Origin of the sequence: Streptomyces sp. NPDC002884, assembly GCF_040295245.1 — a bacterium.
Lineage (GTDB): Bacteria > Actinomycetota > Actinomycetes > Streptomycetales > Streptomycetaceae > Streptomyces.
Genome location: NZ_JBEOVB010000003.1, coordinates 153,219 through 176,569 on the forward strand (window position 1 = coordinate 153,219; position 23,351 = coordinate 176,569).

General features: G+C 73.2%; 16 protein-coding genes and 1 pseudogene. 8 read left to right on the plus strand and 9 right to left on the minus strand.

Translation table 11 applies throughout. The features are described from left to right. Positions 1–26: 26 nt before the first annotated feature. The 6 genes from ABT070_RS08070 to bdeA all read right to left on the minus strand — a co-directional run bounded on the left by ABT070_RS08070 (position 27) and on the right by bdeA (position 10,749). The gene (locus ABT070_RS08070) at positions 27–1,298 is read right to left on the minus strand and encodes an acyltransferase family protein (RefSeq protein ID WP_351756336.1); all 1,272 of its coding nucleotides are present in this window, start codon (positions 1,296–1,298) and stop codon (positions 27–29) included. Then, positions 1,295–3,496 carry a bifunctional polysaccharide deacetylase/glycosyltransferase family 2 protein gene (locus tag ABT070_RS08075; protein WP_351756338.1) on the minus strand — a complete coding sequence of 734 codons (2,202 nt, stop codon included), beginning with the start codon at positions 3,494–3,496 and terminating at the stop codon, positions 1,295–1,297. Before ABT070_RS08075 ends, ABT070_RS08070 begins: the two co-directional genes overlap by 4 nt. 80 nt (positions 3,497–3,576) lie before the next feature. Next, the gene (locus ABT070_RS08080; protein WP_351756341.1) at positions 3,577–4,461 is read right to left on the minus strand and encodes a hypothetical protein; all 885 of its coding nucleotides are present in this window, start codon (positions 4,459–4,461) and stop codon (positions 3,577–3,579) included. Positions 4,462–4,792: 331 nt separating this feature from the next. Beyond that, the gene (locus ABT070_RS08085) at positions 4,793–6,196 is read right to left on the minus strand and encodes an RsbRD N-terminal domain-containing protein (protein WP_351756343.1); all 1,404 of its coding nucleotides are present in this window, start codon (positions 6,194–6,196) and stop codon (positions 4,793–4,795) included. 108 nt (positions 6,197–6,304) lie between these two features. Then, entirely contained in the window at positions 6,305–9,592 is a 3,288-nt protein-coding gene (locus ABT070_RS08090; protein WP_351756346.1) for a helix-turn-helix transcriptional regulator, read from the minus strand. A gap of 236 nt (positions 9,593–9,828) precedes the next feature. Beyond that, positions 9,829–10,749, minus strand: a complete 921-nt coding sequence (bdeA, locus tag ABT070_RS08095; protein ID WP_351757331.1) for a bis(hydroxyethyl) terephthalate hydrolase — start codon at positions 10,747–10,749, stop codon at positions 9,829–9,831. A gap of 409 nt (positions 10,750–11,158) precedes the next feature. Between bdeA and ABT070_RS08100 the strand changes: the two genes are divergently transcribed. The 3 genes from ABT070_RS08100 (at position 11,159) to ABT070_RS08110 (ending at position 13,860) form a co-directional block, all read left to right on the plus strand. Next, positions 11,159–12,574 (plus strand): type III PLP-dependent enzyme domain-containing protein, encoded by a 1,416-nt coding sequence (locus ABT070_RS08100; protein WP_351756349.1) that lies wholly within the window; start codon positions 11,159–11,161, stop codon positions 12,572–12,574. A gap of 71 nt (positions 12,575–12,645) precedes the next feature. Beyond that, positions 12,646–12,846 (plus strand): hypothetical protein, encoded by a 201-nt coding sequence (locus ABT070_RS08105; protein WP_351756352.1) that lies wholly within the window; start codon positions 12,646–12,648, stop codon positions 12,844–12,846. Positions 12,847–12,969: 123 nt separating this feature from the next. Then, positions 12,970–13,860, plus strand: coding sequence for a Gfo/Idh/MocA family protein (locus ABT070_RS08110; RefSeq protein ID WP_351756355.1), 891 nt, complete (start codon positions 12,970–12,972; stop codon positions 13,858–13,860). 153 nt (positions 13,861–14,013) lie between these two features. On the opposite strand, the gene ABT070_RS08115 is transcribed toward ABT070_RS08110, so the two are convergent. Beyond that, positions 14,014–14,901 (minus strand): GNAT family N-acetyltransferase, encoded by an 888-nt coding sequence (locus ABT070_RS08115; protein WP_351756358.1) that lies wholly within the window; start codon positions 14,899–14,901, stop codon positions 14,014–14,016. A gap of 230 nt (positions 14,902–15,131) precedes the next feature. Here ABT070_RS08115 and ABT070_RS08120 point away from each other — a divergent pair, with 230 nt between their 5' ends. Continuing rightward, positions 15,132–16,223 (plus strand): PP2C family protein-serine/threonine phosphatase, encoded by a 1,092-nt coding sequence (locus ABT070_RS08120; RefSeq protein WP_351756361.1) that lies wholly within the window; start codon positions 15,132–15,134, stop codon positions 16,221–16,223. Here ABT070_RS08120 and ABT070_RS08125 read toward each other — a convergent pair. Next, positions 16,180–18,432, minus strand: coding sequence for an MMPL family transporter (locus tag ABT070_RS08125; RefSeq protein ID WP_351756364.1), 2,253 nt, complete (start codon positions 18,430–18,432; stop codon positions 16,180–16,182). The genes ABT070_RS08120 and ABT070_RS08125 overlap by 44 nt on opposite strands. 139 nt (positions 18,433–18,571) lie before the next feature. Here ABT070_RS08125 and ABT070_RS08130 point away from each other — a divergent pair, with 139 nt between their 5' ends. Next, positions 18,572–18,778 (plus strand): hypothetical protein, encoded by a 207-nt coding sequence (locus ABT070_RS08130; protein WP_351756367.1) that lies wholly within the window; start codon positions 18,572–18,574, stop codon positions 18,776–18,778. A 72-nt stretch (positions 18,779–18,850) separates the two neighbouring features. Further along, a complete protein-coding gene (gene sthA / locus ABT070_RS08135) occupies positions 18,851–20,254 on the plus strand; it encodes a Si-specific NAD(P)(+) transhydrogenase (RefSeq protein ID WP_351756370.1) in 1,404 nt (467 codons plus the stop codon). Positions 20,255–20,308: 54 nt separating this feature from the next. Here the strand turns inward: sthA and ABT070_RS08140 are convergent. Next, positions 20,309–20,539: pseudogene (locus tag ABT070_RS08140) on the minus strand (DUF5709 domain-containing protein); the annotation flags it as partial. Between the two features lie 343 nt (positions 20,540–20,882). On the opposite strand from ABT070_RS08140, the gene ABT070_RS08145 reads away from it, so the two are divergent. Together ABT070_RS08145 and ABT070_RS08150 are read left to right on the plus strand one after the other, a co-directional pair. Continuing rightward, positions 20,883–22,355 carry an APC family permease gene (locus tag ABT070_RS08145; RefSeq protein ID WP_351756373.1) on the plus strand — a complete coding sequence of 491 codons (1,473 nt, stop codon included), beginning with the start codon at positions 20,883–20,885 and terminating at the stop codon, positions 22,353–22,355. 11 nt (positions 22,356–22,366) lie between these two features. Next, positions 22,367–23,326 carry a hypothetical protein gene (locus tag ABT070_RS08150; RefSeq protein WP_351756376.1) on the plus strand — a complete coding sequence of 320 codons (960 nt, stop codon included), beginning with the start codon at positions 22,367–22,369 and terminating at the stop codon, positions 23,324–23,326. Positions 23,327–23,351 lie beyond the last annotated feature (25 nt).

Genomic DNA, 23,351 nt, shown 5'->3' on the forward strand with positions numbered 1-23,351 from the left:
GCACCCTGCTCATCGGTGCGTGGTTCCTACTTGGCGCGTCGCGCCTTGCTCCTGCGGCCGTCGGGCCACAGGCGTGGCTTCCTCTTCGCCGCGATGTCCTCGATCCAGCCGGTCGCCAGGATCATCACTGCGATGAGGGGCCAGACCAGCACGAACATCCAGAGCATGTACGTGGAGTCGAGGAAGTCCGTGGCGCTGCCGGACTCCATGAAGGGGAGTCCGTACAGCAGGTCGATGATCGGGACGGTGGCCATGATCAGCAGGTTGTGCCACAGGTAGATCGTGACGGCCCGGTTGTTGGACAGCGTGATCAGCCTGTCCCAGCGGGCCAGCCCGCGCGGGAGTTCCTGCCACGAGGGCGAGTACTGGAGCAGGATCACCACGAACCCGAAGGACCAGGCCGCCTGGGCCAGCGGGATGTCGTTGAGGTCCCAGCCGTCCGGTCCCAGGTGCCCCGAGGCCCACCACAGGCCGAAGGCCATGACGAGTACGGAGCAGGAGACGGCCGCGTAGCGGGGTATGCGTGCGAGCACGCCTTCCTGGTGGGCGAAGCCCAGCACCCAGCAGCTGCCGTAGACGGCGAAGTCGCTGACCGCGTTGCCCGTCTCGCCGGGTATGGAGACCAGGCCGGTGCCCACCACCGCCGTCAGCGCCAGCGGCGCGAACAGCGTGGGCCAGGGCGCTCTGCGGAACGCCCACAGCAGCAGCGGCGAGGCGAGCACGAACCACAGGTAGGCCCGCAGGTACCAGAGCACGCCCGCCGCCTGGATGGCCCAGGTGTTCTCCAGCAGGCCGGACTTGGAACCGATGTCCCAGGGGAACGGAGGCGCGCCGAGCGGGACGACGTAGTTGAGCAGTTCGACGACGCCGAGAGTGCCCCCGTGGTCGGGGTCGTCCAGCACATTCCAGCCGCCCGCGAACATCAGCGTCAGGACGACCGCGCCGAAGAGCCACAGCGGCGGCAGCAGTCGCCGCACGCGGTCCCGGATCACGCCCAGGGGCGGGCGCTTCAGCGAGCGTGCCATCAGCGAGCCCGCCAGGGCGAACATCACGCCCATGGACGGGAAGACCACGGTGAGCCAGGCCCAGCCGAACAGGTGGTAGACGACCACGCGGACCAGGGCGATCGTGCGCAGCAGGTCGAGGTAGCGGTCGCGTCCCGGCTTCTTCGCGGCGGCATGGCCCGCGGCCGTGGCGGACGGATCCGGGACGGCCGGCCCGGTCCGCTGCCGCGGGACGCCGAAGGCCGGCGTCCGCTCGGCGCCCGCGTTCGTCCCGGTCGGGTAACCCTGGGTCATGCGACAGGCCTCCGGTCGTTGGTGCCGCCGGTGCGCTCGCGCGGCACCGGACCGCCCGGCGCCTCGACGGCGCCGGTGCGGCGCAGCTTCTGCCAGCGCAGCCGGCCGCCGGTGAGGGCGGTGATCCAGGACTGGAGGAGCACGACGTACATGAGCTGGCGGTAGAGGATCTGCTGGAGGGGCAGCGAGATCAGGTGGGTCATGCGTTCGCGGTCGAGCCGGAAGGCGTAGGCCGCGCAGACCGCCTGGACGGCGAGGACGCCCAGCCAGGCCACGATCGTCTTCTGGGTGGGGCCGAAGACCACTCCGTAGAGGAGGAAGACGTCGATGAGCGGGGCCAGCAGCGGGGCCAGGACCATGAACAGCGAGACGAACGGCAGACCCACGCGGCCGAACCGGCCGGACGGGCCGCGCTCGAAGACCGCCCGGCGGTGCTTCCAGATCGCCTGCATGGTGCCGTACGACCAGCGGTAGCGCTGGGACCACAGCTGCTGCACGGTCTCCGGGGCCTCGGTCCAGGCACGGGCCTTCTCCGCGTACACCACTTTCCAGTTGTCGCGGTGCATGGCCATGGTGATGTCGGTGTCCTCGGCGAGCGTGTCGTCGCTCATGCCGCCGACCCGCTCCAGGGCCGAGCGGCGGAAGGCGCCGACCGCGCCGGGGATGGTGGGCATGCAGCCCAGGACGTCGTACATCCGGCGGTCGAGGTTGAAGCCCATCACGTACTCGATGTGCTGCCAGGCGCCGATCAGCGAGTCCCGGTTGCCGACCTTGGCGTTGCCGGCCACGGCGCCGACCTTCGGGTCGCCGAAGGGCTGCACCAGTTCACGGACGGTGGACGGCTCGAAGACGGTGTCGCCGTCCATCATCACGATCAGGTCGTACCGGGCGTTGGCGATGCCCCGGTTGAGGGCCGCGGGCTTGCCGGCGTTGAGCTGGCGGACGACCCGGACGTTCGGCAGCCCCATGTCCTCCACGATCCGCGCGGTGCCGTCGGAGGAGCCGTCGTCGATGACGAGCACCTCGATGGGGTGCTCACTCGCCATCAGCGAGCGGACGGTGTTCTCGATGCACTTGGCCTCGTTGTACGCCGGAACCAGCACCGACACCGGTTCGGTGATCGCGGGGCCCCAGCCGAATCCGGGCCGGCGCACCCTGCGGGCGTGCAGGGCGGACAGCAGCAGCATGAGCCCGAACCGGCTGATGACCAGGACGCCGATCACCGCGAGGCCGACCATCAGCACTCCGGTGACGTTCTCGGCGGCCCCGACGAGGAAGATCCACGCCTTGCCCTTCCACAGGTCGAGGCCGGTGACCGGGGTGTGCGCGCTGGGCGCGCCGAGGGCGTCGGTGAGGTTCTCGAACTCGTAGCCCCGGGACTGCAGGTCGGGCAGGAACCGGTCCAGCGCCTGGACCGTCTGGTGGCGGTCGCCGCCGGAGTCGTGCATCAGGACGATCGCGCCCTTGCCGCCCTTGGGCGTGGCGCGCCTGATGATCTCCTCGACGCCGGGCTTCTTCCAGTCCTCGCTGTCGGTGTTGTTGACGACGGTCAGGTAGCCGAGCGAGCCGATGTACTCGGTGACCGGCCAGGACTTGTTGTCCATCGCGTCGGCGAAGGACGAGTACGGCGGACGGAACAGCGAGGTGCGGATGCCCGCAGCGCCGGCCAGTGCGAGCTGGTTCTGGGACAACTCCCAGGAGATACGTTTCTTCGACTGGAAGGACAGGTCGGGGTGGTTGAAGGTGTGCAGGCCGACCTCGTGGCCTTCGTCGACCATGCGCTGGACCAGGTCCGGGTAGCGGGAGGCCATGGTGCCGGTGACGAAGAAGACGGCGTGCGCGTGGTGCTTCTTGAGGACGTCCAGGACCCTCGGGGTCCAGACCGGGTCGGGACCGTCGTCGAAGGTCAGGACCAGCCGGTGGTCGGGCACCTCACGGCTGGTGCTGCGGCCGCCGCGGCTGTCGATGACCGGGCCGCCGTCCAGGATCTCGTCGGGCACCTTGTCGACGGCCGCCTCGGGCTGGATGCGGTGGTCGGCGAGGATCTCGCTGTGGACGTAACCACGCACCATCAGCATCGCCATCATGGCGACCAGGACGAGGCTGGGCAGCATCAGGCGCATCGGTACGCGGCGGCGGCGGGCGGCGCTGTCACGGGCCGCGGCTGCGGCTCTGCGACGGCGGGCGGGGAATGCCATCGGAAGGTGTGCTCCAGAAAGGGACCGGCAAGGACCGGTAGGGACCGGAAGGAAGTGAGCGGGGCTGCGGCGAAGAGGGGTCAGCCGACCGACGCCGAGTTCGCCTCGCCGACGACCTCACCCGTCCCGCCGGTGTCGTCGACGGCGCTCGGCGAGGCGCTTGCGCCGCTGTCGGGCTGACTCGCCTCGGGCGAGGCCACGGCGGACTCCGACGCGGCGGGACTGGGCGCGACCGCCGTGGCGGTGGGGTTCACGGGCGTCGTCCCGGTGGACGCCTCGGGCAGCGCGGACGCCGCCGGCAGACCGGGGCTCGCGGTGGCGCCGGGCGCGTCGGTGGCGCCGCCGCCCGTGGCCGACACCGACGCCGCGGAATCCGTCGAGCCGGCGTTCGGCACGGCGCTGTCCGAGCCCGAGGGGCTCGCCGAGGCGGAGGGCACGGACGAGGGCTCGACCTTCGCGGCGGGCGTGTCGCCGCCCAGTCCCGGCAGGGGCAGCCAGGGCGCGCTGGAGTTTCCGGAGACCAGGGTGACGACGATGACGAGGGCGTACACGGCGCAGGCGACGCCGACGGCCACACCGAGCAGGCGCAACCGGCGGCTGCGACGGCCCGACTCGTCGACGAAGACGGGCGTGCCGGCGCCGTCCTGGGACTCGAGCCGGCTTCCGGAGGCGCCCGCGGCGGCCGCCGGGTCGACGCCCGCGAGCTGCACCGTCAGTTCGTCCGCGTCGTGGAGGGGCTCGGCCGCACCGGTGTCCGTGAAGGCCGGGTACACCGCGGTGCCGCCGGACGGCGGGGCCGACGCCTCGGCGCGCGCGGAACCGGGTTCCTCCGCGGCCTCCCAGAAGCTCCCGGTCCGTACCGCTCTCGCCTGAATGCCGGCTCGGCGCCCGGCGAACACGGTGCCGTCGGGCCCGGATGGATCGTCCGACCCTTCAGGTTGGGCGTCATCCAGCCAATGTTCCACTTACCCATCCCCCACGAGACTGCTGCGGGGGTGCGCAGACGATGCCAGGCACACGCCGTCCGGACCAAGCCCCCACCTGGTCCGAGCGCCCCCCAAATAGTTGATGCTTGGACCGTGACTATAACTCACCTAGTGAAAGCGTGAAATTTGTGTCAGAAGTGTGAAGAAGCCGGTCCGCTGACGGTGACTGAAAATAATCCTCGCACAACCGTGCGGCATACATGTAGGTCCATCTCACAAGGCGGACGACATTCACAGGTGCCGCATGAAAGACCGATCGGTAATTCGGGTCATCGGGTATATCCCGTGCCATAACACCGCCGGTGGACGCTCAGCGGGTACGCAGTCCCCGCGCCGTCAGGGCGAGGCTGATCTCCACCAGATCGGTCGGCCGGGCCAGGGAACGGCCCGTCAGCTGCTCGTAGCGGCGCAGCCGGTTGAGGACCGTGTTGCGGTGGCAGTACAGCCGCTCCCCCGCCCGCTGGGCGGAGCCGTCGCAGGCGAGCCAGGTGGCCAGGGTGTCGAGCAGCACGGCCTCGTCCGCGGGTTCCAGACCGCCCAGCGGTCCGAGCACCCGCTCGACCAGCGCCGTACCCAGGTCGGGGGTGGAGACCACCAGTGCGGCCGGGAGATGCTCGGTCAGCCGGATCGTGCCGCCGGTCCGCGGGCACATGTCCAGCGCGATGTCCGCCAGGCGGCGGGCGTCCCCGACCGCGGCCAGTCCCGACACCGCCGTGCTGACCCCGGTCCGTGCGCTGCCGGAGACCGACGGGACGACGGCCGACGGGACGGCAGTCGAGGAGACGACGGCCGGTGGGACGACGGCCGGTGGGTACTGCCGCAGGCCTGCGCCCTGACTCCCGCCCCGGCCCACGCCCGCACCCACGGCCTCGCTCCCGCTCTCGCCCTCGCTCCCGCTCTCGCCTTCGCCCAGCAGGACGATGCCGTAGTCCACCTCGACCCCGGTGTGCCAGTACACGCGCCTGCCCCGGCCGTGGGCGGCCCGCGCCCCGGCGCCGTCGGAAGGACAGCCGGCCGTCACCGCCACGACGACGTACCGGCCCTCTTCGGGGAGGTCCAGCGCCTGGGCGGTCTCGGGCAGGTCCGCGATCCGGCTGGCGCCGTCGAGCAGGGCGCCGGCCAGCACCCGCAGCCGGTTCTCGCGCCGCCAGGCGAGCTGTCGTTCGACCTGCCGGTAGGCGTCCGCGACGAGGGTGCAGTGCTCGTCGACGAAGTTCCACACGTCGGCGGCGATGTGCACGAGCAGCCGCACGTCCTCGGGGGCTGTGCGGCAGGTCTCCTCGATGAGGCCCTGCCACACCAGGGAGCCGCCCAGCCGGAACGCGTGCAGCAGGGCGTCCAGCGGAAGGCCCTGTTCCGCTCGGGTCGCACCGATCTTCCAGGAGCACCGGCGGGCCGCGTCCCGGCTGCCGCGCGGGTCGATCAGCGAGGACACGCTGTGCCGCAGCGAGCGGTGCACCTCCTGCCAGGTGGCGGCGGGATCGCTCGTCACGGCCGCGCGGTAGGCGGGCTCCTGGTCCTGGAGCGCGGCCACCAGCCGGTCGGTGAGGTCGGGCAGGTCCGCCAGGAGCACCCGGGCGGCGCGGTGCAGGACCCGCAGGGCGTCCGCGTCGATCAGCGACCGGACGGGCTGCGGATGCGGCCGGGGTCCGGGCGCGGCCGGTGCGCCGGCCGCGGGACGGAACACGGTCCGTGACCGTAGGGCCTGATGCATCGCGGTCCTCCCCCGGGGCAGTGGTCGGCCGTCCGACTCGTCCTGCCACGAAGGATGGCATACCGTCCGGTCGGTCCCTAGGGGTGTGCACCATTGTTTTCGGTCCGATCAACCCTCCTGTCCGGCCTTCTCGACCATGCGCACCAGTTCGACGCGGGAGCGAACCCCCAGCGCCGCGAAGACCTTCCGCAGGTGGTAGTCGACGGTCCGGGTGCTGACCGAGAGGGTCAGCGCCACCTCCCGGTTGGTGGCGCCCTCGGCCACGCACCGGGCGATCCGCAGCTGCTGCGGAGTCAGTCCGCCCAGCCCCGCCGCCCGCATTCCGCCGCCCGGCGCCACACCGCCGGCCCGCAGTTCGGCGCGGGCCTGGTCCGCCCAGGCCCGCGCGCCGCAGCGTTCGAACCCGACCAGGGCCGCGCCGAGACGATCGCGCGCCTCGCTCAGCCGGCGGCGCCTGCGCAGCCACTTGCCGTGCAGCAGCTCGGTGCGGGCGCGTTCGAAGTCGCCGCCGCCGGCCGCGTCGTGCAGGTCGAGCGCGCGACGGTACAGGGCGTCGGGCCGGTCCGCCGGGGCCAGCAGCGCACGGCAGCGCGTCAGTTGGGCGGGAGCCTGGGGGTCGGCGCCGAATCCGGCCCACCGGGCGAACTCCTCCACGACCTCGGTGACACCGTCGTCGGCCCTCCCGGTCGAGGCGGCGGCCTCCACGAAGCAGGGCACGGCGAGCATCCACACCGCGAAGTGCCCCCTGCGCGGCCCCGGACGCACCAGTGGCCCGAGCCGGTCCGCGGCCTCCCGGGGGCGCCCGCGGGCGAGGTCGGCGCGGGCAGTCGCCCACTCCGCCAGCGTCGCGGCCTGGACGAGGCCGTGCCGCAGGGCGGTGGCCAGCGCGGCATCCGCGTGGGCGGCGACCTCCTCGGGGGCGCCCTCGATCGACGCGGCGAGGGCGAGTACCGCGTGGTGGTGGGCGGCGGTGTTGCGCTGCCCGGTCCGGTGCGCGGCCCGCAGTCCCTCCTCCGCGTGGGTCCTGGCCAGCACGTGCCGTCCGGCGCGCAGTTCGGCGTAGGCGAGGTACTCCCGGGCCCGGGCGAGGGCCGCGGCGGTCCCGGGGGTGCGGGCGGCGGCCAGGGCCCGCGCCCCGGCACGGCGGGCGGCCGCCAGGTCGCCCAGCAGCAGGGCGGCGGCAGCCGCGCGCAGCGCCGTGTCCGGCTCGTCGACGGCAGCCACGCTCGCCCCGCCGCCCGCGCCACCCACCGCCTCCGCGTCCGCCACCAGCCGCCGCAGAGGCCCCGCCGCCTGCGCGAACTGCCCTTCGAGCAGGGCCCGGAGGCCGGTGCGATAGCCACACGACACGGCCCCGCTGCCCGCCCTCACCGCCCCCCGCCCGAGCGCCGACCCGCCCTGACCCCCGGCATGGCTCCCGGCATGGCCCGCCGGAAGGTCCCGGGCCGGCCGGATGCCGACCCGCGCGCCGGCGTCCACGCGGTCCTCGCCGTCCACGGCGTCCACGCCGTCCACGCCGTCCACGGCATCCGCCCTGCCGCACGGCCGGTGCCGGCTGCCCGGGTTGTCGCCCGGAGACCCCGGCGGGTCCGCCGCCTGGCCTCCGGGCGGCGTGATGTCAGGACACGCGTCCGGATCCGGGGTACCGCCCCCGCCGCCCAGCAGGGGCCGGCGGCCAGGGGCGTCGCCAGACAACCCGGGCCGGATCGCCGGAACGCCCCGGGCCGGCCAGGTGTCGGATCGCGCGTCCGGATCCAGGCGGTCGTCCCCGCCACCCAGCAGGGGCCGGCGGCCAGGAGCGTCGCCCGGCGACCCCGGCCGGGGCAGGCGACGCGGGGCGTGCCCAGCAAGTCCCGGCCGGTCCGTCGCTTGGTCCCCGGACGGCGGTGGGGGGTCGGGGTGTGCGTCGGGGGGCGGGGGGTCGTCTTCGGTGGTCAGCAGGTGGCGGCATCCCTGGGCGTCGCCCGCTGCCCAGGCGGCGTCCACCGCGGACAGAAGGGCCGACTGCGCCTGCCGTGGGGACGACCCGGCCAGCAGACGGGCCGCCAGCAGCAGGGACGCGCGGGCCTCGTCGACCGGGCCGTCGTACAGGACCGTGGTGCCGCGCACCAGCTCGACGCGGCCGCGCAGCGCCGCGGGCGCCGCGCTGTCCCGGGCCCTGTCGAGCAGCCGCAGAGCCCGGTGCGTACGTCCGTCGAGCAGGGCCTGTTCGGCCGCGGCCGTGTACCACTGCGCGCGCCGCGTGCCGTCCTCGGCCAGTCCGGCGGCACGGGTGTACGCCGCGCACCGCAGGCTGCGGGGATGCGCCGGGTCGTCGGCAGCCGCGGCCAGTTCGGTCGCCGTCCCGCGCAGAGGCGCGGCGGTGGACCGTGCCCGGTGCAGCAGGGCGTGCAGACCGGCGGCTCCCGCGTCCTCCAGCACCCGGGCCAGCGCGCGGTGCGCGGCACGGCGCCGCTCGGGCCGCGCCCCCGCGTACACCGCGCGGCGCAGCAGATCGCTGTGGAACCCGACCTCGCCGTCGGCCAGGACGAGCACCTCGGGCAGCGGATCGGAGGGCGGTGCGGGCGCCACGCCTGCAGTGGTCCCCCGCAGATGCTCCGCTCCCCGCCGCGCGAGTGCCAGGCCGATCCGGGTGTCCTGCGTGTCGTCCGCGTCCCGTACGGCCGCCGCGACCGTCAGCAGCAGGTCCTCCTGGGCGGATGTGAACCCGGTCAGGAAGCCGCCGGCCAGGCCGGTCAGGAGCTCGGCGTCGACCGGCGGACCGGGCAGCCTCCGACGACCGCGGATCTGGGCGGGCGAGAGCCGCCGGACCATGGCCAGCAGCAGGGCCGGACTGCCCTCGGCGGCGTCCACCAGGTCGTCGCGCACCGCCCGGTCGAGGGCCCCGTCCGTCGCCTCGTCCAGGAGCGCGGCCGCCTCCGTCGGGGAGAGCGGGTCGACGCGGACCACCGGCAGCGCGGTGAACTCCCGGTCGATGGGGCGGTGTCCGGACACGCTCAGCAGCACGCTCACCCGGCCGTTCCCGCGCAGCCGCTCGGCGGCACGGCCCACCGCGGCCCTGGTGGGGGCGTCCCACAGATGCGCGTCGTCGACGCACACCAGCAGCGGCGTACCGGCGGAGGCGGCCCGTAAGGCGTCGAGAAGCACCGCGCAGGGCGGGCCGGCGACGGACCACGGGCCCACCGGTGCGCCGAGGGCGCCAAGGTCGCCGAGGGCGCCGAGCAGCGCGCGCAGGCCTCCGAGGGGTACGGCCGACGCCGCCCGGTCGGCCCGAACACCGACCACGGACGCGGCCGGGCACGAGCGGGCGGCGCGGGCCAGGAACGCCGTGCGGCCGCAACCGGGTTCACCGGTCACCACCCGCACACCGCCGCCGACGGTCGTCTGTCCGGTCATTCCTGTGACGTTACGTACGGGTAACGGGCGGTGGAAGCCGTCCGACCGGGGCGACGAGAAGGGCGGCACGGGCCGTTCGGGGCCTGTCACCAGTGGGTTCGCGTGCGACGGGCGTGGCACACCTTGTGCCGGGTCCCAACGGCCGCCGCCGCGCCGCGTGCACGGGCACAGGCGCCGGCGCGGCGACGGCAGCGGCAGCGGGGACAGCGACAGCGGCCCGTTCTCCTCACGGTGTCTCAGGACGTGTGCGGGCAGTTGCCCCGGTACTCGTCGATCGTCGTGCTCGGCTGCGGCAGCGGGCACAGGAACTGCTCGTAGCGCGTGTCGTTGTCGATGAAGCGCTTGAGCCACGAGATGCCGTACTTCGCGATCGTCGTGTTCGCCGAGTTCGGGGTGAAGTGCGTGGCGTTGTTCAGCTCCAGATAGGCGCGGTCCAGGGAGGACGGCAGGCTGGTGTAGAACGGCTCGGCGTGGCTCGCGACGGGGGCGACCGTGTCGCCGTCGGCGCCGACGATCAGCGTGGGGGTGCTGACCTCGGGCCAGGACTTGTCGAGGTTCCACGGGGTGAGCGGGATCGCGGCCTGGAGCGAGGGCCGCGCCTTGGCGGCCTCCAGGCTGCCCCCGCCGCCCATGGAGTGGCCCATGACGCCGAGCCGCCCACTGTCGACGCGGGTCCGGACGGAGCTGACCTGCGTGAGGTGGTCCAGGGCCGCGAGCAGCTGACGGCCGCGGGAGTCGGGCTGGTCCAGCGTGGTGAGGGTGTCGATGGTGAAGACGACGAAGCCCTGGGACGCCAGCCGCGGGCCCAGCCAGGCGATGGAGGACTGGGTGCCGGTGTAGCCGGGTGAGACGGCGATCGCGCCGAAGGTGCCGTCGCCGGTGCTGGTCGGGTAGTAGATCGTGCCGCCGCCGAAGCCGGTGACGGCGAGCGAGGAGACGGTGGTCTGGGAGACCGCGTACGGGCCGCGCAGTGCCTCGATGCCGGCGGTGGTGGGTGCCGGGCCCCGCTCGTAGGGGTTGTCCGCCGCCTGCGCGCCGGGGCCGCTGAGCGTGGTGAGGCCGACGACGGCGGCGACCGCCGTCGCGAGCCGGGCGAGCTGTCCGGACCTGCGGTGGGGGGAGCCGGTGGAGGCGCGATGGGCCGCACCGGTGCGCACGTGATGCTGCACGAGGAGTCGTCCTCTCGGTCGGGCGGGCCGCGAGGGGCGCCGCCGCTGGGCTGGGGGTGCCACTGTCGGGGCGGGGCCGGTGCGCGGGGATCGGCGATGTCACCGGTCTCGTGGCCCCGTCTCGTAAGCCCCGGTTCGTGGGCCCCGGTCTCGTGGCTTTGCACCGGGGAACCGGGAGACGGGCCCCGTGCGGCAGGCGGCTGGGCCGGGTCCGGGAGCGGTACGGCGTGGACCTCGACGAGCACGGCACCCGGCTGCTGTGCGTGGGGTTCGTCCGCGCGCACAAGGGTTCCGCGTGTCTTTGGCCTGTCCCCGAAGACGTGCGCCCGGCACGGGAGGAGTCTGGAAGTGTCACCCGACCGCGTGACAGCCTTCCTCGCCCGAAGGAGACGAGCACGTGCTGCTCCCCACCGAGAACCAGCGGACCGGCCGGCGCACCGACCAGCGGACCGGCCGGCAGACCGATCGAAGCGGCGATCAGCCGGACGACGACTCTCCCGTCGCCCTCGCCGTACGGCAGGCCGTCGAGGATGGGCTGCTCGGCGAGGACCGGCCGCTGGCCGGGTTCGTCGACGAGCGGGGTGTGCGCGACAGCGTCGCCGCCCTGCACGAGGCGTTCGCGCGGGTGCCGGACGTCCTGCACACCTTCGCCGCCAAGGCCTGTCCGCTGGTGCCCGTCCTGCGGCTGCTCGCCGACGCCGGCATGGGCTGCGAGGTGGCGAGCCCCGGCGAGCTGCGCCTCGCGCTGGACGCGGGGTTCGCCCCGACGCGCATCGTGCTGGACTCGCCGGCGAAGACCCGCCGGGAGATCCGGGAAGCCCTCGCCCTGGGCGTCGCGCTCAACGCGGACAACCTCGACGAACTGGACCGGATCGACGCCCTGCGCCCCGAGGACTGCGCGTCGGTGCTCGGGGTGCGGGTCAATCCGCAGGTCGGGGGCGGGTCGATCGGTGCGATGAGCACGGCGACCGCGCACTCCAAGTTCGGAGTGGCCCTGGGTGACCCGGGGGCCCGCACCCGCGTCGTCGAGGCCTTCGCACGGCGGCCGTGGCTGACCCGGCTGCACGCGCACGTGGGCTCGCAGGGCTGCCCGCTGCCGCTGATCGCGGAGGGCCTCGCCCGGACGCACCGGCTCGCCGAGGAGATCGACGCGTACGTCGGCCGCCGCCAGGTGACCAGCCTCGACCTGGGCGGCGGACTGCCGGTGAACTTCGCCGACGACACGGTCACGCCCACCTACGCGGAGTACGTGGCCGAGCTGACCGCCGCCGAGCCGGCGCTGCTGGACGGCCGCTACCAGGTGGTCACCGAGTTCGGCCGCTCCCTGATCGCGAAGAACGGCTTCACGGCGGCCCTCGTCGAGTACGTCAAGGACGCCGGTGGCCGCCGGGTCGCGCTCACCCACGCCGGCGGGCAGGTCGCCACCCGCACCGTCTTCATGCCGGAGGCCTGGCCGCTGCGGGTGTCCGCGTACGGCCCGGACGGCACGCCCAAGCGGACGCCCCTCGTGCGGCAGGACGTCGCCGGGCCGCTCTGCTTCGCCGGGGACGTCGTGGCGCACGACCGGCCGCTGCCCGCCCTCTGCGAGGGGGACCTGGTGGTGCTGCACGACACGGGCGGGTACTACTTCTCGGCGCACTGGTCGTACAACAGCCTGCCGAGGCCCGCCGTGTACGGCTACCGGCTCGAGGACGGTCGGGTCGCGTTCGCCACGATCCGGTCCGCGCAGACCGTCGGGGAGATCTCCGCGGAAAGCGGACTGGCCCAGGCGGACGCCCTGCTGACGGGTTTCGCCGCACCGCCCCGGCCCTGATCCGCGCCCGGCAGGCATCAGCGGCCCGATCCGGAGCACCCGGCACCCCGTCGCCTGCCGAGGAGAGAACCGTGCTCTGGGTCGCCGTACTGCTGCTGCCGCTGCTGTCCGTGCTGCTGGCGGTCCTGGACCGGGTCGAGGACCGCCTCCTCGCGCCGGTCCGGGCCAAGCGGCGTCATGCCGGGCACCGGCGGCATCTCCGTCTGGTCCGGGGCGCCTCCGCCGCCGCGGTGGCGGACGACCCCCGCTCTGCGGAGGTCCGGGCGGCCTGACGGCCCGGGGCTGCCGCCCGGGGTGTCCCGGACGACGGTGGTGTGCGAGGCTCGCGTCCGGAGTCGGCGTCCCGGCGAGGACGTCACCCCTCACGTCGGTCGGCATCAGGGAGAGTCAGCGGTATGCGCATCGGTCTGCTCGGCACCGGCCCCTGGGCACAGATGGTCCACGCCCCCGTTCTGGAGGCGCACGACGCGCTCGACTTCGTCGGCGTCTGGGGCCGGCGCCCGGAGGCGGCGAAGGAACTCGCCGACCGGCACGGGACACGGGCCTACGACGACGTGGACGCCCTGCTCACGGATGTGGACGCGGTGGCCGTCGCACTGCCGCCGGACGTCCAGGCGCGGCTCGCGGTGCGGGCCGCCGGGGCCGGTTGTCATCTCCTGCTCGACAAGCCCGTCGCCGCGACGGTGGCGGGAGCACGGGGCGTGGTCCGGGCCGCGCGGGAGGCCGGGGTCGCCTCGGTCGTCTTCTTCACCACCCGGTTCGGGCCCGAGGCCGGTGCCTGGATCGCCGAACAGGCGGAGGCCGGGGGATGGTTCACCGGGCACGCCCAGTGGCTGGGCGACGTGTTCCACGGGACGGGCGACCACCCCTTCGCCACGCCCTGGCGCGGTGAGAAGGGCGCGCTGTGGGACGTGGGTCCGCACGCGCTGTCCGTGCTGCTGCCGGTCCTCGGCGACGTCCGCCGGGTGACGGCCGCGGCCCGGGGTCCCCGGGACACCGTCCATGTGGTCCTGGACCATGTGGACGGCGCCTCGAGCACCCTGACGCTCAGTCTGACGGCGCCGCCCGCGGCGACGGGCGCGGGCGTGGAGCTGCGCGGCACGGCCGGGGTGACCAGGCTGCCCCAGGGTGGCGGCGACGCGGCCGACGCCCTCACCCGGGCCGCGGACGAGCTGCTCGCGTCGGCCCGTGACGGCCGCCCCCACGCCTGCGACGCCGCGTTCGGACTGCGTGTCACGGAGATCCTGGCCGACGCCGAGGCCCTGCTGACGGCCGGAGCACACTGACGCACCGCCCCCTCGGAGCCCCTGGAACCCGCCAGGTCCTACCGGCACCGGCAGGCACCGGCAGGCACCGGCAGGCACCGGCAGGGACTCGGCGGGACCCGCCGAGTCCCTGCCGAGTCCCGCCGAGCCCCGTCCCAGGGGCTCGGTCGGCTGTCAGCCGATCTCGAAGTTCACCCGCTCCCGCACGATCGGGTAGCCGGCCTTCGTGAAGTGCGCCGCCATGGGGAAGTTCCCCTGGTCGGTGGCGCCGGCGATGAACTCGGCGCCCCGCTCGGCGAGATAGTGGGTGCACTCGGCGAGCAGGTCGTACGCGTATCCGTGACCCCGGTGGTCCGGGAGCACGCCGATGAAGCCGACGCAGGGCCCCGAGGGGTTGTGGGCCGGGATGTGGATGCCGACCGGTTCGCCCTCAGGGGTGCGGGCGACCTGCCACCACTCGCGCGGTGACGGGCACCAGCGGAAGAAGTCGATCTCCTCCTGGGCGGCCTGGTCGAGGCCGCCCTCCTTGATGGCCTTGCGGGCGTGGGCGTCGAGGGTGTCGGAGTGGATGCGGCGCAGGGCGTCGAAGAACACCGCGTCGTCCGGTTCGGGGGCGAAGCGCAGCCGGCCGGGACGCTCCGGCAGCCCGCACTCCGGGGTCCAGCGGTAGACGAAGCGTTCCACCAGCGGGGTGTGGCCGGCCGCGCGGGCGACGGCGTGGCGGGCCTCGGAGGCGGCCCGCATGGCGGGATCCTCGCGCCAGCCGCCTGGCATGACCAGTTCCAGGCCGACCTGCCAGGGGGCGGTGCGCAGGAGTTCGGCGGCGGCCTCCTCCTCGCCGTCGGCGAAGTCGAACCACTCCACCACGAGCGGTTCGGTGTCCTCGGGCCCGCCCCACCAGACGGCGCGGGCGACGACCCGGCCGTCCCGCAGGGCGACGCGCTTCCAGTCGGGCCGGTAGGTGATCCTGCCGTAGGCGTCGGCGGCGCGCAGCGGGTCGGGCAGGGTGTCGAACAGATGGACGTCGCTCTCGTCGAGAGCGCGGATGACCAGATCGGTCACGGATTCCTCCGGGTCGCGTAAGGCGTGGTGCGCTCCCGGGGCGTCGGACGAGAGTCAGACGCGGCACGCCGGGGTCACGGAGCGGGAGCGCGGGATGAATGCGGATCGCATGGCGCTCGCCTCCTTCCGTGGGTGTCCGGGCGTGCGGTCACACGGTAGGCGGCCCTCCTTGATCGCGTCCACCGGTTTTTCGGCGTGCGCCCGCCCCGGCCACGGTGGAGCGTGGTGGTGTGGGACGACTGGACGGGGAGCGGCGGGGCTGGCTGCGGGGCGCGCCGCCGCCGCGCTGGGTGCGGGCGCTGCCGCTGGTGCTGGTCGCGGGCGTCTGTGTCGCGACCCTGGTCAGCCCCGAGCCGCTGGACATCGGGTTCATGCTGGGCGCGATCCCGCCGCTGGCGGTGCTGTCGTACGGTCCGGCGGCGACCGCGCTGCTCGGCGCGGCCGTGGTCGTGATGCTCAACCTGCCCGCTTTCCAGCTCGACCAGCCGGGCCAGACCGATGTGCTGACGGTGTCCTTCGTCGCGCTGCTGAGCGTGTTCGTGGCGTTCGTCCGCCGTCGCCGGGACGCCCAGCTGGACACCGAGCGCACGATCGCCGAGGCCGCGCAGAACGCCGTGGTGCCGCCGGTCCCCGACCGGGTGGGTCCGCTGCGCTGCGCGGGTCTGTACCGGGCGGCGCAGCGCGGGACGCTGGTCGGCGGTGACTTCTTCGACGTCCGGACGAGCGAGCACGGGGTGCGGGCGGTGCTGGGCGACGTGCAGGGACACGGGCTGGCGGCGGTGGCGACGGTGGCCTCGCTCCTGGGGGCGTTCCGGGAGGCGGTGCTCGACCAGCCGGACCTGGCGCGGGTCGCCGCCCGCCTGGACCGGCGGCTGACGGTGGACTCGGCGCGGGTCAGGCACGCCGAGCTGTTCGCGACGGCGGTCCTCATGGAGTTCACGCCGGACGCGGACGCCGTGCGCGTGGTCGTCTGCGGGCATCCGCCGCCGGTGCTGCTGCGCGGGGGCACGGCCACGGAGCTGGACGTCGTCCCGTGGACGCCCCTGGGGCTCGGTCTCCCAGAGGGCGCCCCGCTCACCGCGCACGTCCTGCCGCTGCGCCCCGGCGACCGCCTCTTCCTGGCCTCCGACGGCGTCTCGGAGGCCAGGGACGCCGACGGAGTCTTCTATCCCCTGCTCGACCGGCTGCCCGCCCTCGCCGCCGGCGCCGACCCGGCGACGGCGGCCGAACGGGTGTGGACGGACGTCCGGCGCCACTGCCCCGCCGTCCGCGACGACGTCACGATGCTCGTTGTCGAGCCGGTGGATCGGGCGGACCGCTGAGGTTCTCCGCGTCGCCCTCGGCGTCGATGTGCGGCAGGATCCGGTCCAGCCAGTGCGGGGTCCACCAGGCGCGCGCGCCCAGCAGGGTCATGACGGCGGGCACCATGAGCAGCCGCACCACGGTGGCGTCGATCAGCACGCTGACGGCGAGGCCGAGGCCCAGCATCTTGACCACGATGTTGTCGCTGATGATGAACGCCGCGAACACGCTCACCATGATCAGGGCCGCGCAGGTGATGACCCGGGCGGTGATCTCCAGGGCGTGGGCGACGGAGTCCTTGGCGTCGCCGGTGCGCAGCCAGGCCTCGTGCACCCGGGACAGCAGGAAGATCTCGTAGTCCATGCTGAGGCCGAAGATGATCGCGAACATCATCATCGGCACATAGCTCTCGATGGGCACGTCGCCGTGGACGCCCAGCGCGGGCCCGCCCCAGCCCCACTGGAAGACGGCGACGACGACGCCGTACGAGGCGGTGATCGACAGGACGTTGAGGACGGCGGCCTTGACCGCGACGAGGAGGCCGCGGAACACGGCGAGGATGATCAGGAAGGCGAGGAGGACGACCACGCCGATGATCAGGGGCAGCCGGCTGGCGACGATGTCCCGGAAGTCGACCTGGGCGGCCGTGGTGCCGGTGACGTAGCCCTTGGCGTCGTAGCCGGAGACCGCGTCGGGGAGGGTGTCGTCGACGAGCCGGTTCGTCAGCTCGGTGGTGCTCGCGTCCTGCGGGGCCTGCTGGGAGTAGACGGTCGCGAGGAGGACGTCGCCGTCGCTGGTGGGGGTCAGCGGGGTGACCGTGGCGGCGCCGGACACCGCGCTCAGCGTCTTCTGCGCCTGGGCGGAGAGGTCGGAGCGCTTGTCGGACGGGACGGACGTCTGGTCGATGACGACGGTGAGGGGTCCGTTGGAGCCGGGCCCGAAGGCGTCGGTCATCAGGTCGTAGGCCCGCCGGTCGGTGAAGGAGGTCGGGTCGGCGCCGTCGCCGATGTGGCCGAGCTGGATGGAGAAGACCGGGATCGCGAGAACCGCGATGACGGCGACACCGGCGCCCAGGTACTGCCAGGGCCGGCGCTCGACGCGCTTGGCGTAGCGGTGCCAGGTGCCGTGCGGGGTGGCGCCCGGCTCGGCGTCGGTCTCGGCGACCGGCTTGCGCACGTGGTAGCGGTCGATGTGTCTGCCGATGAGCCCGAGGAGGGCCGGCACGAGGGTGAGGGCGCCGATGACGGCGGAGACGACCGTGATGGCGGCGGCGAGTCCGAGTTTGCCGATGAAGGACACCCCGGACGCGTACAGACCGAAGAGCGCGATGATCACGGTGGTGCCGGAGACGAGCACGGCGCGGCCGCTGGTGGCGTTGGCGTGTCCGGCGGCCTCGGCGGGATCGGCTCCGTCCATCAGGTTCTGCCGGTGCCGGGTGGTCAGGAAGAGGGCGTAGTCGATGCCGACGCCCAGTCCGATCATGGTGGCGAGGGTCGGCGAGACGGTGGCGAAGGTGAAGGCGGCGGCCAGCAGCCCGAGGCAGGCGAGTCCGCCGACCACGCTGATCAGGGCGGTGACCAGGGGAAGTCCGGCCGCGATGACGCTGCCGAAGCCGACGAGCAGGACGACGATGGCGACCGCGAAGCCGATCACCTCGCTGATCCGGTCGTTCGCGGCGGGCCGGGCGAGCTCACCGAGCGAACCGCCGTACTCGACGTCGGCGCCGGCCGCCCGCAGCGGCTGGACGGCCTTGTCGACGCCGTCCAGATAGTCGTCGCCGAGGGTGGAGGGCTGCACGTCGAAGCGGACGGTGACATACGCGGTCTTGCCGTCGCTCGACACCGGGCCGACCTTCGACGACGTCACGGAGAGCGGGTTCACCGCCGTGAGCACATGGGGAAGCTTCTGGAGGTCGCCGACGGTCGTGGACAGCTGCGAACTCAGCGTGCTCACGGCCTGGTCGTCGTGCAGGACGATCTGGCTGCTGTAGCCGCCGGCCTGCGGATCGTGCTCCTTGAGCACGTCCAGGCCGTCCGTGGACTGCACGCCCGGCAGCTGGAAGTTGTCCTCGTAGGTCCCGCCGACGGAGCGGCTGACCACCTGGAGGGCGACGACGGCGACGAGCCACGCGATGATGACGATCAGGAAGTGACGGGCGCACCAGGCGCCGAGCCTGCGCAGTCCCCCGCGATGCGGGTTCCCGGCGGTGGAGGGTGCCATGGAGCCCATTAGACGCCCGAGCGATCTTCCCGGCATCTCGGACCGGAGCTGATCGGATTGCAGGGTGCGGCTCCAGGATGAATGGTGTTAGTGGACCCGATGACCGCACCGGGCCGAAGCCTCCCTTCGGACGCGAGGAGCAGACATCATGCCGACGTCAGAACCCGGCGCCGCCCAGCCCTCCCCGGACCGCGCCACCCCGGACAACCTGCTCCACACCCGTACCGGCACAGAGGTGTCGCCGGAGGACATGGTCCTCGCCACCGGCCGGGACATCACCCCGCGCAATCTCGAGTGGGCGCGGCGCAAGCTCGCCGAGGAGGGACCCAGCGCCATCGAGAAGCTGCTGCCCTAGCCGTTCGCGGCAATCGGGGCAATCGGGGCTCACCCTTTCGCGACGGGCCCTCCGGCTGCCAGACTCCGGAGGATGCCCGACTTCGACATGCTCGTCCTCGGATCAGGTCCCGGCGGCCAGAAGGCCGCCATCGCCGCGGCCAAACTGGGCCGGCGGGTCGCCGTCGTCGACCGCCCGGACATGGTCGGCGGGGTCTCCCTCCACACCGGCACCATTCCCTCCAAGACCCTGCGCGAGGCGGTGCTCTATCTCACCGGCCTCACCCAACGGGACCTGTACGGACAGAGCTACCGCCTCAAGGAGAACATCACCGTCGCCGATCTGACCGCCCGTACCGAGCACGTGGTCGGGCGGGAGATCGATGTCATCCGCAGTCAGCTGTCCCGCAACCACGTCGCCCTGTTCGCCGGCACCGGCCGGTTCGTCGACCCGCACACCGTCGCGCTGCGCGAGATCACCGGGCAGGAACGGCTGATCAGCGCCGAGAACATCGTGATCGCCACCGGGACGCGGCCGGCCCGGCCGGACAGTGTGGAGTTCGACGGGCGGACCATCCTCGACTCCGACAACGTCCTGACGATCGAGCGGGTTCCGCAGTCCATGGTGATCGTCGGCGCCGGTGTGATCGGCATGGAGTACGCGTCCATGTTCGCCGCGCTCGGCAGCAGGGTCACGGTGGTGGAGAAGCGGGCCGGGATGCTCGACATGTGCGACGTCGAGGTCATCGAGTCGCTCAAGTACCACCTGCGGGACCTGGCGGTGACCTTCCGCTTCGGGGAGACGGTCGCCGCCGTGGAACGGCACGCGCGGGGCACGCTGACCGTGCTGGAGAGCGGCAAGAAGATCCCCGCGGACGCGGTGATGTACTCGGCGGGCCGGCAGGGCCTGACCGATGATCTGGACCTGGACAAGGCCGGGTTGGCGGCGGACCGGCGCGGCCGGATCGAGGTCGACGAGCACTACCGCACCCCCGTCCCGCACATCTACGCCGTCGGCGACGTCATCGGCTTCCCGGCGCTCGCGGCGACGGCGATGGAACAGGGCCGGGCAGCCGCCTACCACGCGTGCGGCGAGCCCGTCGGGCAGATGCACCACCTGCAGCCGATCGGCATCTACACGATCCCCGAGATCAGCTTCGTGGGGCGGACGGAGGACCAGCTCACCGAGGAGAGCGTGCCGTTCGAGGTGGGCATAGCCCGCTACCGCGAACTGGCCCGCGGGCAGATCATCGGCGACGCCCACGGCATGCTGAAGCTGCTGGTCTCGCCCGGGGACCGGAAGCTGCTCGGGGTGCACTGCTTCGGCACCGGAGCGACCGAGCTGATCCATATCGGGCAGTCGGTGATGGGCTGTGGCGGGACCGTCGACTATCTGGTCGACGCGGTCTTCAACTACCCGACGCTGGCGGAGTCGTACAAGGTCGCCGCCCTCGACGCCACCAACCGGCTACGGCAGTTGGACCGCATCGGCGACTGAGGGGCGCGTCGGCGTTCACTCCCCGACGATGTGGACGGCGGCCTCCCCGGCGCCCGCGGCGGCCTGGTCGAGGCTTTCGCCGCCGTGCTGTTCGGCCGCGGTGGTGCCGTGCCTGTTCACGCCGAGCGGCTTGTCCGGCGGGGAGCAGCCCTCGTCGAGGGTGTCGTCGTAGGTGCGTTCGCCGACGGCGTCCTGGAGGTCGGGCGGGGCGGTGTCCTGCTGTTCCCCGTTCGTTCCGGCGGGCCGGTGGACGTCGTCGCCCATCGCCTCGGACTCCGTACCCATGGGTTCCTCCTGGGTTCCTCCTACGCCGTCGGGGGCTGCTGTGTCCCCGTCCGCGTTTCCCGTGCGACCCGGTCCCCTCACGGCACATGCCGGCAGCACGGGCGGCCGTAGACATTACCCATCCGTCAATCTTGAAACCTCAATCGCTGGGGCTATAGTCACTCGCACACTCGGTGTGACCGTCCGCGAACACAGTGCTGGGACGGTCCCCTCCGCGCCCCTCTCCGCCGCCGTCCCCCGAGGTCACCCCCTCGCGACGCACGGCGACGCTTCACCCTCACCCCCCATACACCGCCGGGTCCTCCCCGCTCGGGCGGCGTGCACGACGGAAAGCAGCGCAACCATGAGCAACAGCACCGGAAGAGGCCTCCAGGCGAACGTCCTGGGCACCTTCGACACGGTGGTGATGGCGGTCGCCGGCAGCGCGCCGGCCTACTCCATCGCCGCCACCACGGCGGTCCTGGCAGGCGCCGTGGGCCTGGCCGGACCGGCGGCGCTGCTGTACTGCGCGATACCCATGCTGGGCATCGCGCTGGCCTTCAGCCGACTCAGCCGGATCGACGTCAACGCGGGCGCCAGTTACTCCTGGGTGGGGCGTACGCTCCACCCCTTCCTGGGCTTCATCAGCGGCTGGGCGCTGGTGATCTCGGCGACCATCTTCATGGTGGCGGGCTCGCTGCCGGCCGGGTCGATGACGCTCGCCCTGTTCGACGAGGGCCTCGCCGACGACACGGCGCTGTCGACCGTCGTCGGCGCCGCCTGGTTCGTGGTGATGCTGGCCGTCGTGCTGGGCGGGGCCCGGCTCACCGTACGCGCGCAGTTGATCATGTCGGGTGTGGAGCTGGCCATCCTGGCGCTGTTCGCGGTGCTCGCCCTCTTCCACACGGACAACTCGCTGCCGTTCGACTGGTCCTGGCTCGGATTCAGCCATTTCGACGGGGTGTCCGGCTTCGCTTCGGGCGCGCTGGTCGCCGCCTTCTACTACTGGGGCTGGGACGTGACCAGCAACCTCAGCGAGGAGACCCGCGACAGCCGCCGTACGACGGGCCTGGCGGGGCTGATCGGGGTGGGCATCGTCTTTCTCCTCTTCGAGGTCTTCACCATCGCGGTGAACGTCATCCTCAGCTCGCAGCGGATCGAGGACAACGGCGCGAACGTGCTGGCGGCGCTGGGCGAGGAGGTGTGGCCCGGCTGGGGCGGCAAGGTGCTGATCGTGGCCGTGATGCTGTCCACCGTCGCCACCCTGGAGACGACCCTGATCCAGGTCACGCGCTCGCTGTTCGCGATGGGCCGCGACCGTACGATGCCGTCCGCGCTGGGCCGGGTGCACCGCACCTGGAACACGCCCTGGGTGGCGATCGCGGTGGTGGGCGGGGTGGCCCTGGTGCTGTTCGTCGCCTCCAACGCGCTGGGCTCGGTGGGCGACATCCTCGCCGACGCCATCGCGGCGATCGGCCTCCAGATCGCCGTCTATTACGGGCTGGCGGGCCTCGCGGCGGTCGTCGCGTACCGGAAGACGCTGCTGAAGTCCCCCTCCGACTTCCTCCTCGGCGGGCTGTGGCCGCTGTTCGGCGCCGTGTTCATGTTCTGGATCTTCGTGGAGTCGCTCGGTGAGCTGAACCCCGCGGCGGTCGCCATCGGCATCGGCGGACTCGCCGTGGGGCTGGTGCCGATGCTCTGGTACTGGCGGCAGGGCAGCGACTACTACCGGCCCGCCCGGCTGGACGCCTCGCGCACCGTCGAGGCCGACTACGTGCCCGAGGGGCGCCCGGCGACGCACTCCGCCGGCCACGAGGGTCTCTCCACCGACTTCTGAGAGGGGACCCGATGGCGCGCGACCGCTTCGCTCCCGACTTCGACCCCGACTGCGGGGACGCTCCCCTCTCCTCCACCCGGCACGACATCGTCATCGGCCGCTGGCAGGGCCTGCGGGACCTGCTGCGTGCCACCGGCCCCGACTGGCTCTCCCGCGGCCACCGGGTCCGGCTGCTGGCGCAGGCCTGCGCGGGAAGTTCGACGGTGGAGACCTGGCTCGCCGCCGAGCCGCACAGCGCCGACGCGCTGGTGCTGCGGGCGGCCACGGAGACGGCCCGGGCGTTCAACGTGGCCATCGCAGCGGGCCGTGGCGTGCCGATCGACCAGACCCGGGTCGACGGCGCGGTGCTGGCGTGTCTGTCCGCCGCCGAGGCGTACCTGGACGACCCGACACCGTGGACCTCGCTGATCTCGGTCGCCCGTCTCTATCCGGCCGGGGTGCGCCGACAGGAACTGGCCCGCTGGTGGGACGAGTTGCACCAACGGGATCCGTACAGCATGGAGGGGCACCTCCAGGTGCTGCACTACTACTCCGCCCGCTGGCACGGCTCGCACGGGCTGATGTACGACTTCGCCCGTGACGCGGCGGGCGCGGCCCCGCCGGGCTGTCCGCTGCCGGTGCTGGTGCAGTACGCGCGCGTGGAGGAGTTCCGCCACGCCCTCGACGCCACGCAGGACCGCTCCACCGCGGTGGGCCTCGGCCAGCACTGGAACAACGACGGCGCCGTCAGCGACGTCCGCCGCACCTGGGAACGCTGGATGACGGGCCGCAAGGAGGACGCCGTCGCCCCGGGCGAGCTGCGCGACGTCAACTACCTGGCGCACGCGGCGTGTTCGGCGGGCACGGCGGAGGTGGCGGCGCCGCTGCTGCGGATCCTCGGCCACCGGGTGACCCGCACGCCCTGGTCGTACACCGGCGATCCGGTCCAGCAGATCGCAAGACGGCGCAAGGAGTGGGGGGTTCGCGACTGAGACCGGGAACTCCCCCGCCGGGCCC

Coding starts and splice junctions, on each gene's coding strand:
- ABT070_RS08090 (WP_351756346.1), bottom strand. CDS start 9,592: ATGACCGGACAGACGACCGTCGGCGGCGGTGTGCGGGTGGTGACCGGT.
- sthA (WP_351756370.1), top strand. CDS start 18,851: ATGCCCGACTTCGACATGCTCGTCCTCGGATCAGGTCCCGGCGGCCAG.
- ABT070_RS08145 (WP_351756373.1), top strand. CDS start 20,883: ATGAGCAACAGCACCGGAAGAGGCCTCCAGGCGAACGTCCTGGGCACC.
- ABT070_RS08125 (WP_351756364.1), bottom strand. CDS start 18,432: ATGGGCTCCATGGCACCCTCCACCGCCGGGAACCCGCATCGCGGGGGA.
- ABT070_RS08075 (WP_351756338.1), bottom strand. CDS start 3,496: ATGGCATTCCCCGCCCGCCGTCGCAGAGCCGCAGCCGCGGCCCGTGAC.
- ABT070_RS08070 (WP_351756336.1), bottom strand. CDS start 1,298: ATGACCCAGGGTTACCCGACCGGGACGAACGCGGGCGCCGAGCGGACG.
- ABT070_RS08110 (WP_351756355.1), top strand. CDS start 12,970: ATGCGCATCGGTCTGCTCGGCACCGGCCCCTGGGCACAGATGGTCCAC.
- ABT070_RS08130 (WP_351756367.1), top strand. CDS start 18,572: ATGCCGACGTCAGAACCCGGCGCCGCCCAGCCCTCCCCGGACCGCGCC.
- ABT070_RS08150 (WP_351756376.1), top strand. CDS start 22,367: ATGGCGCGCGACCGCTTCGCTCCCGACTTCGACCCCGACTGCGGGGAC.
- ABT070_RS08085 (WP_351756343.1), bottom strand. CDS start 6,196: ATGCATCAGGCCCTACGGTCACGGACCGTGTTCCGTCCCGCGGCCGGC.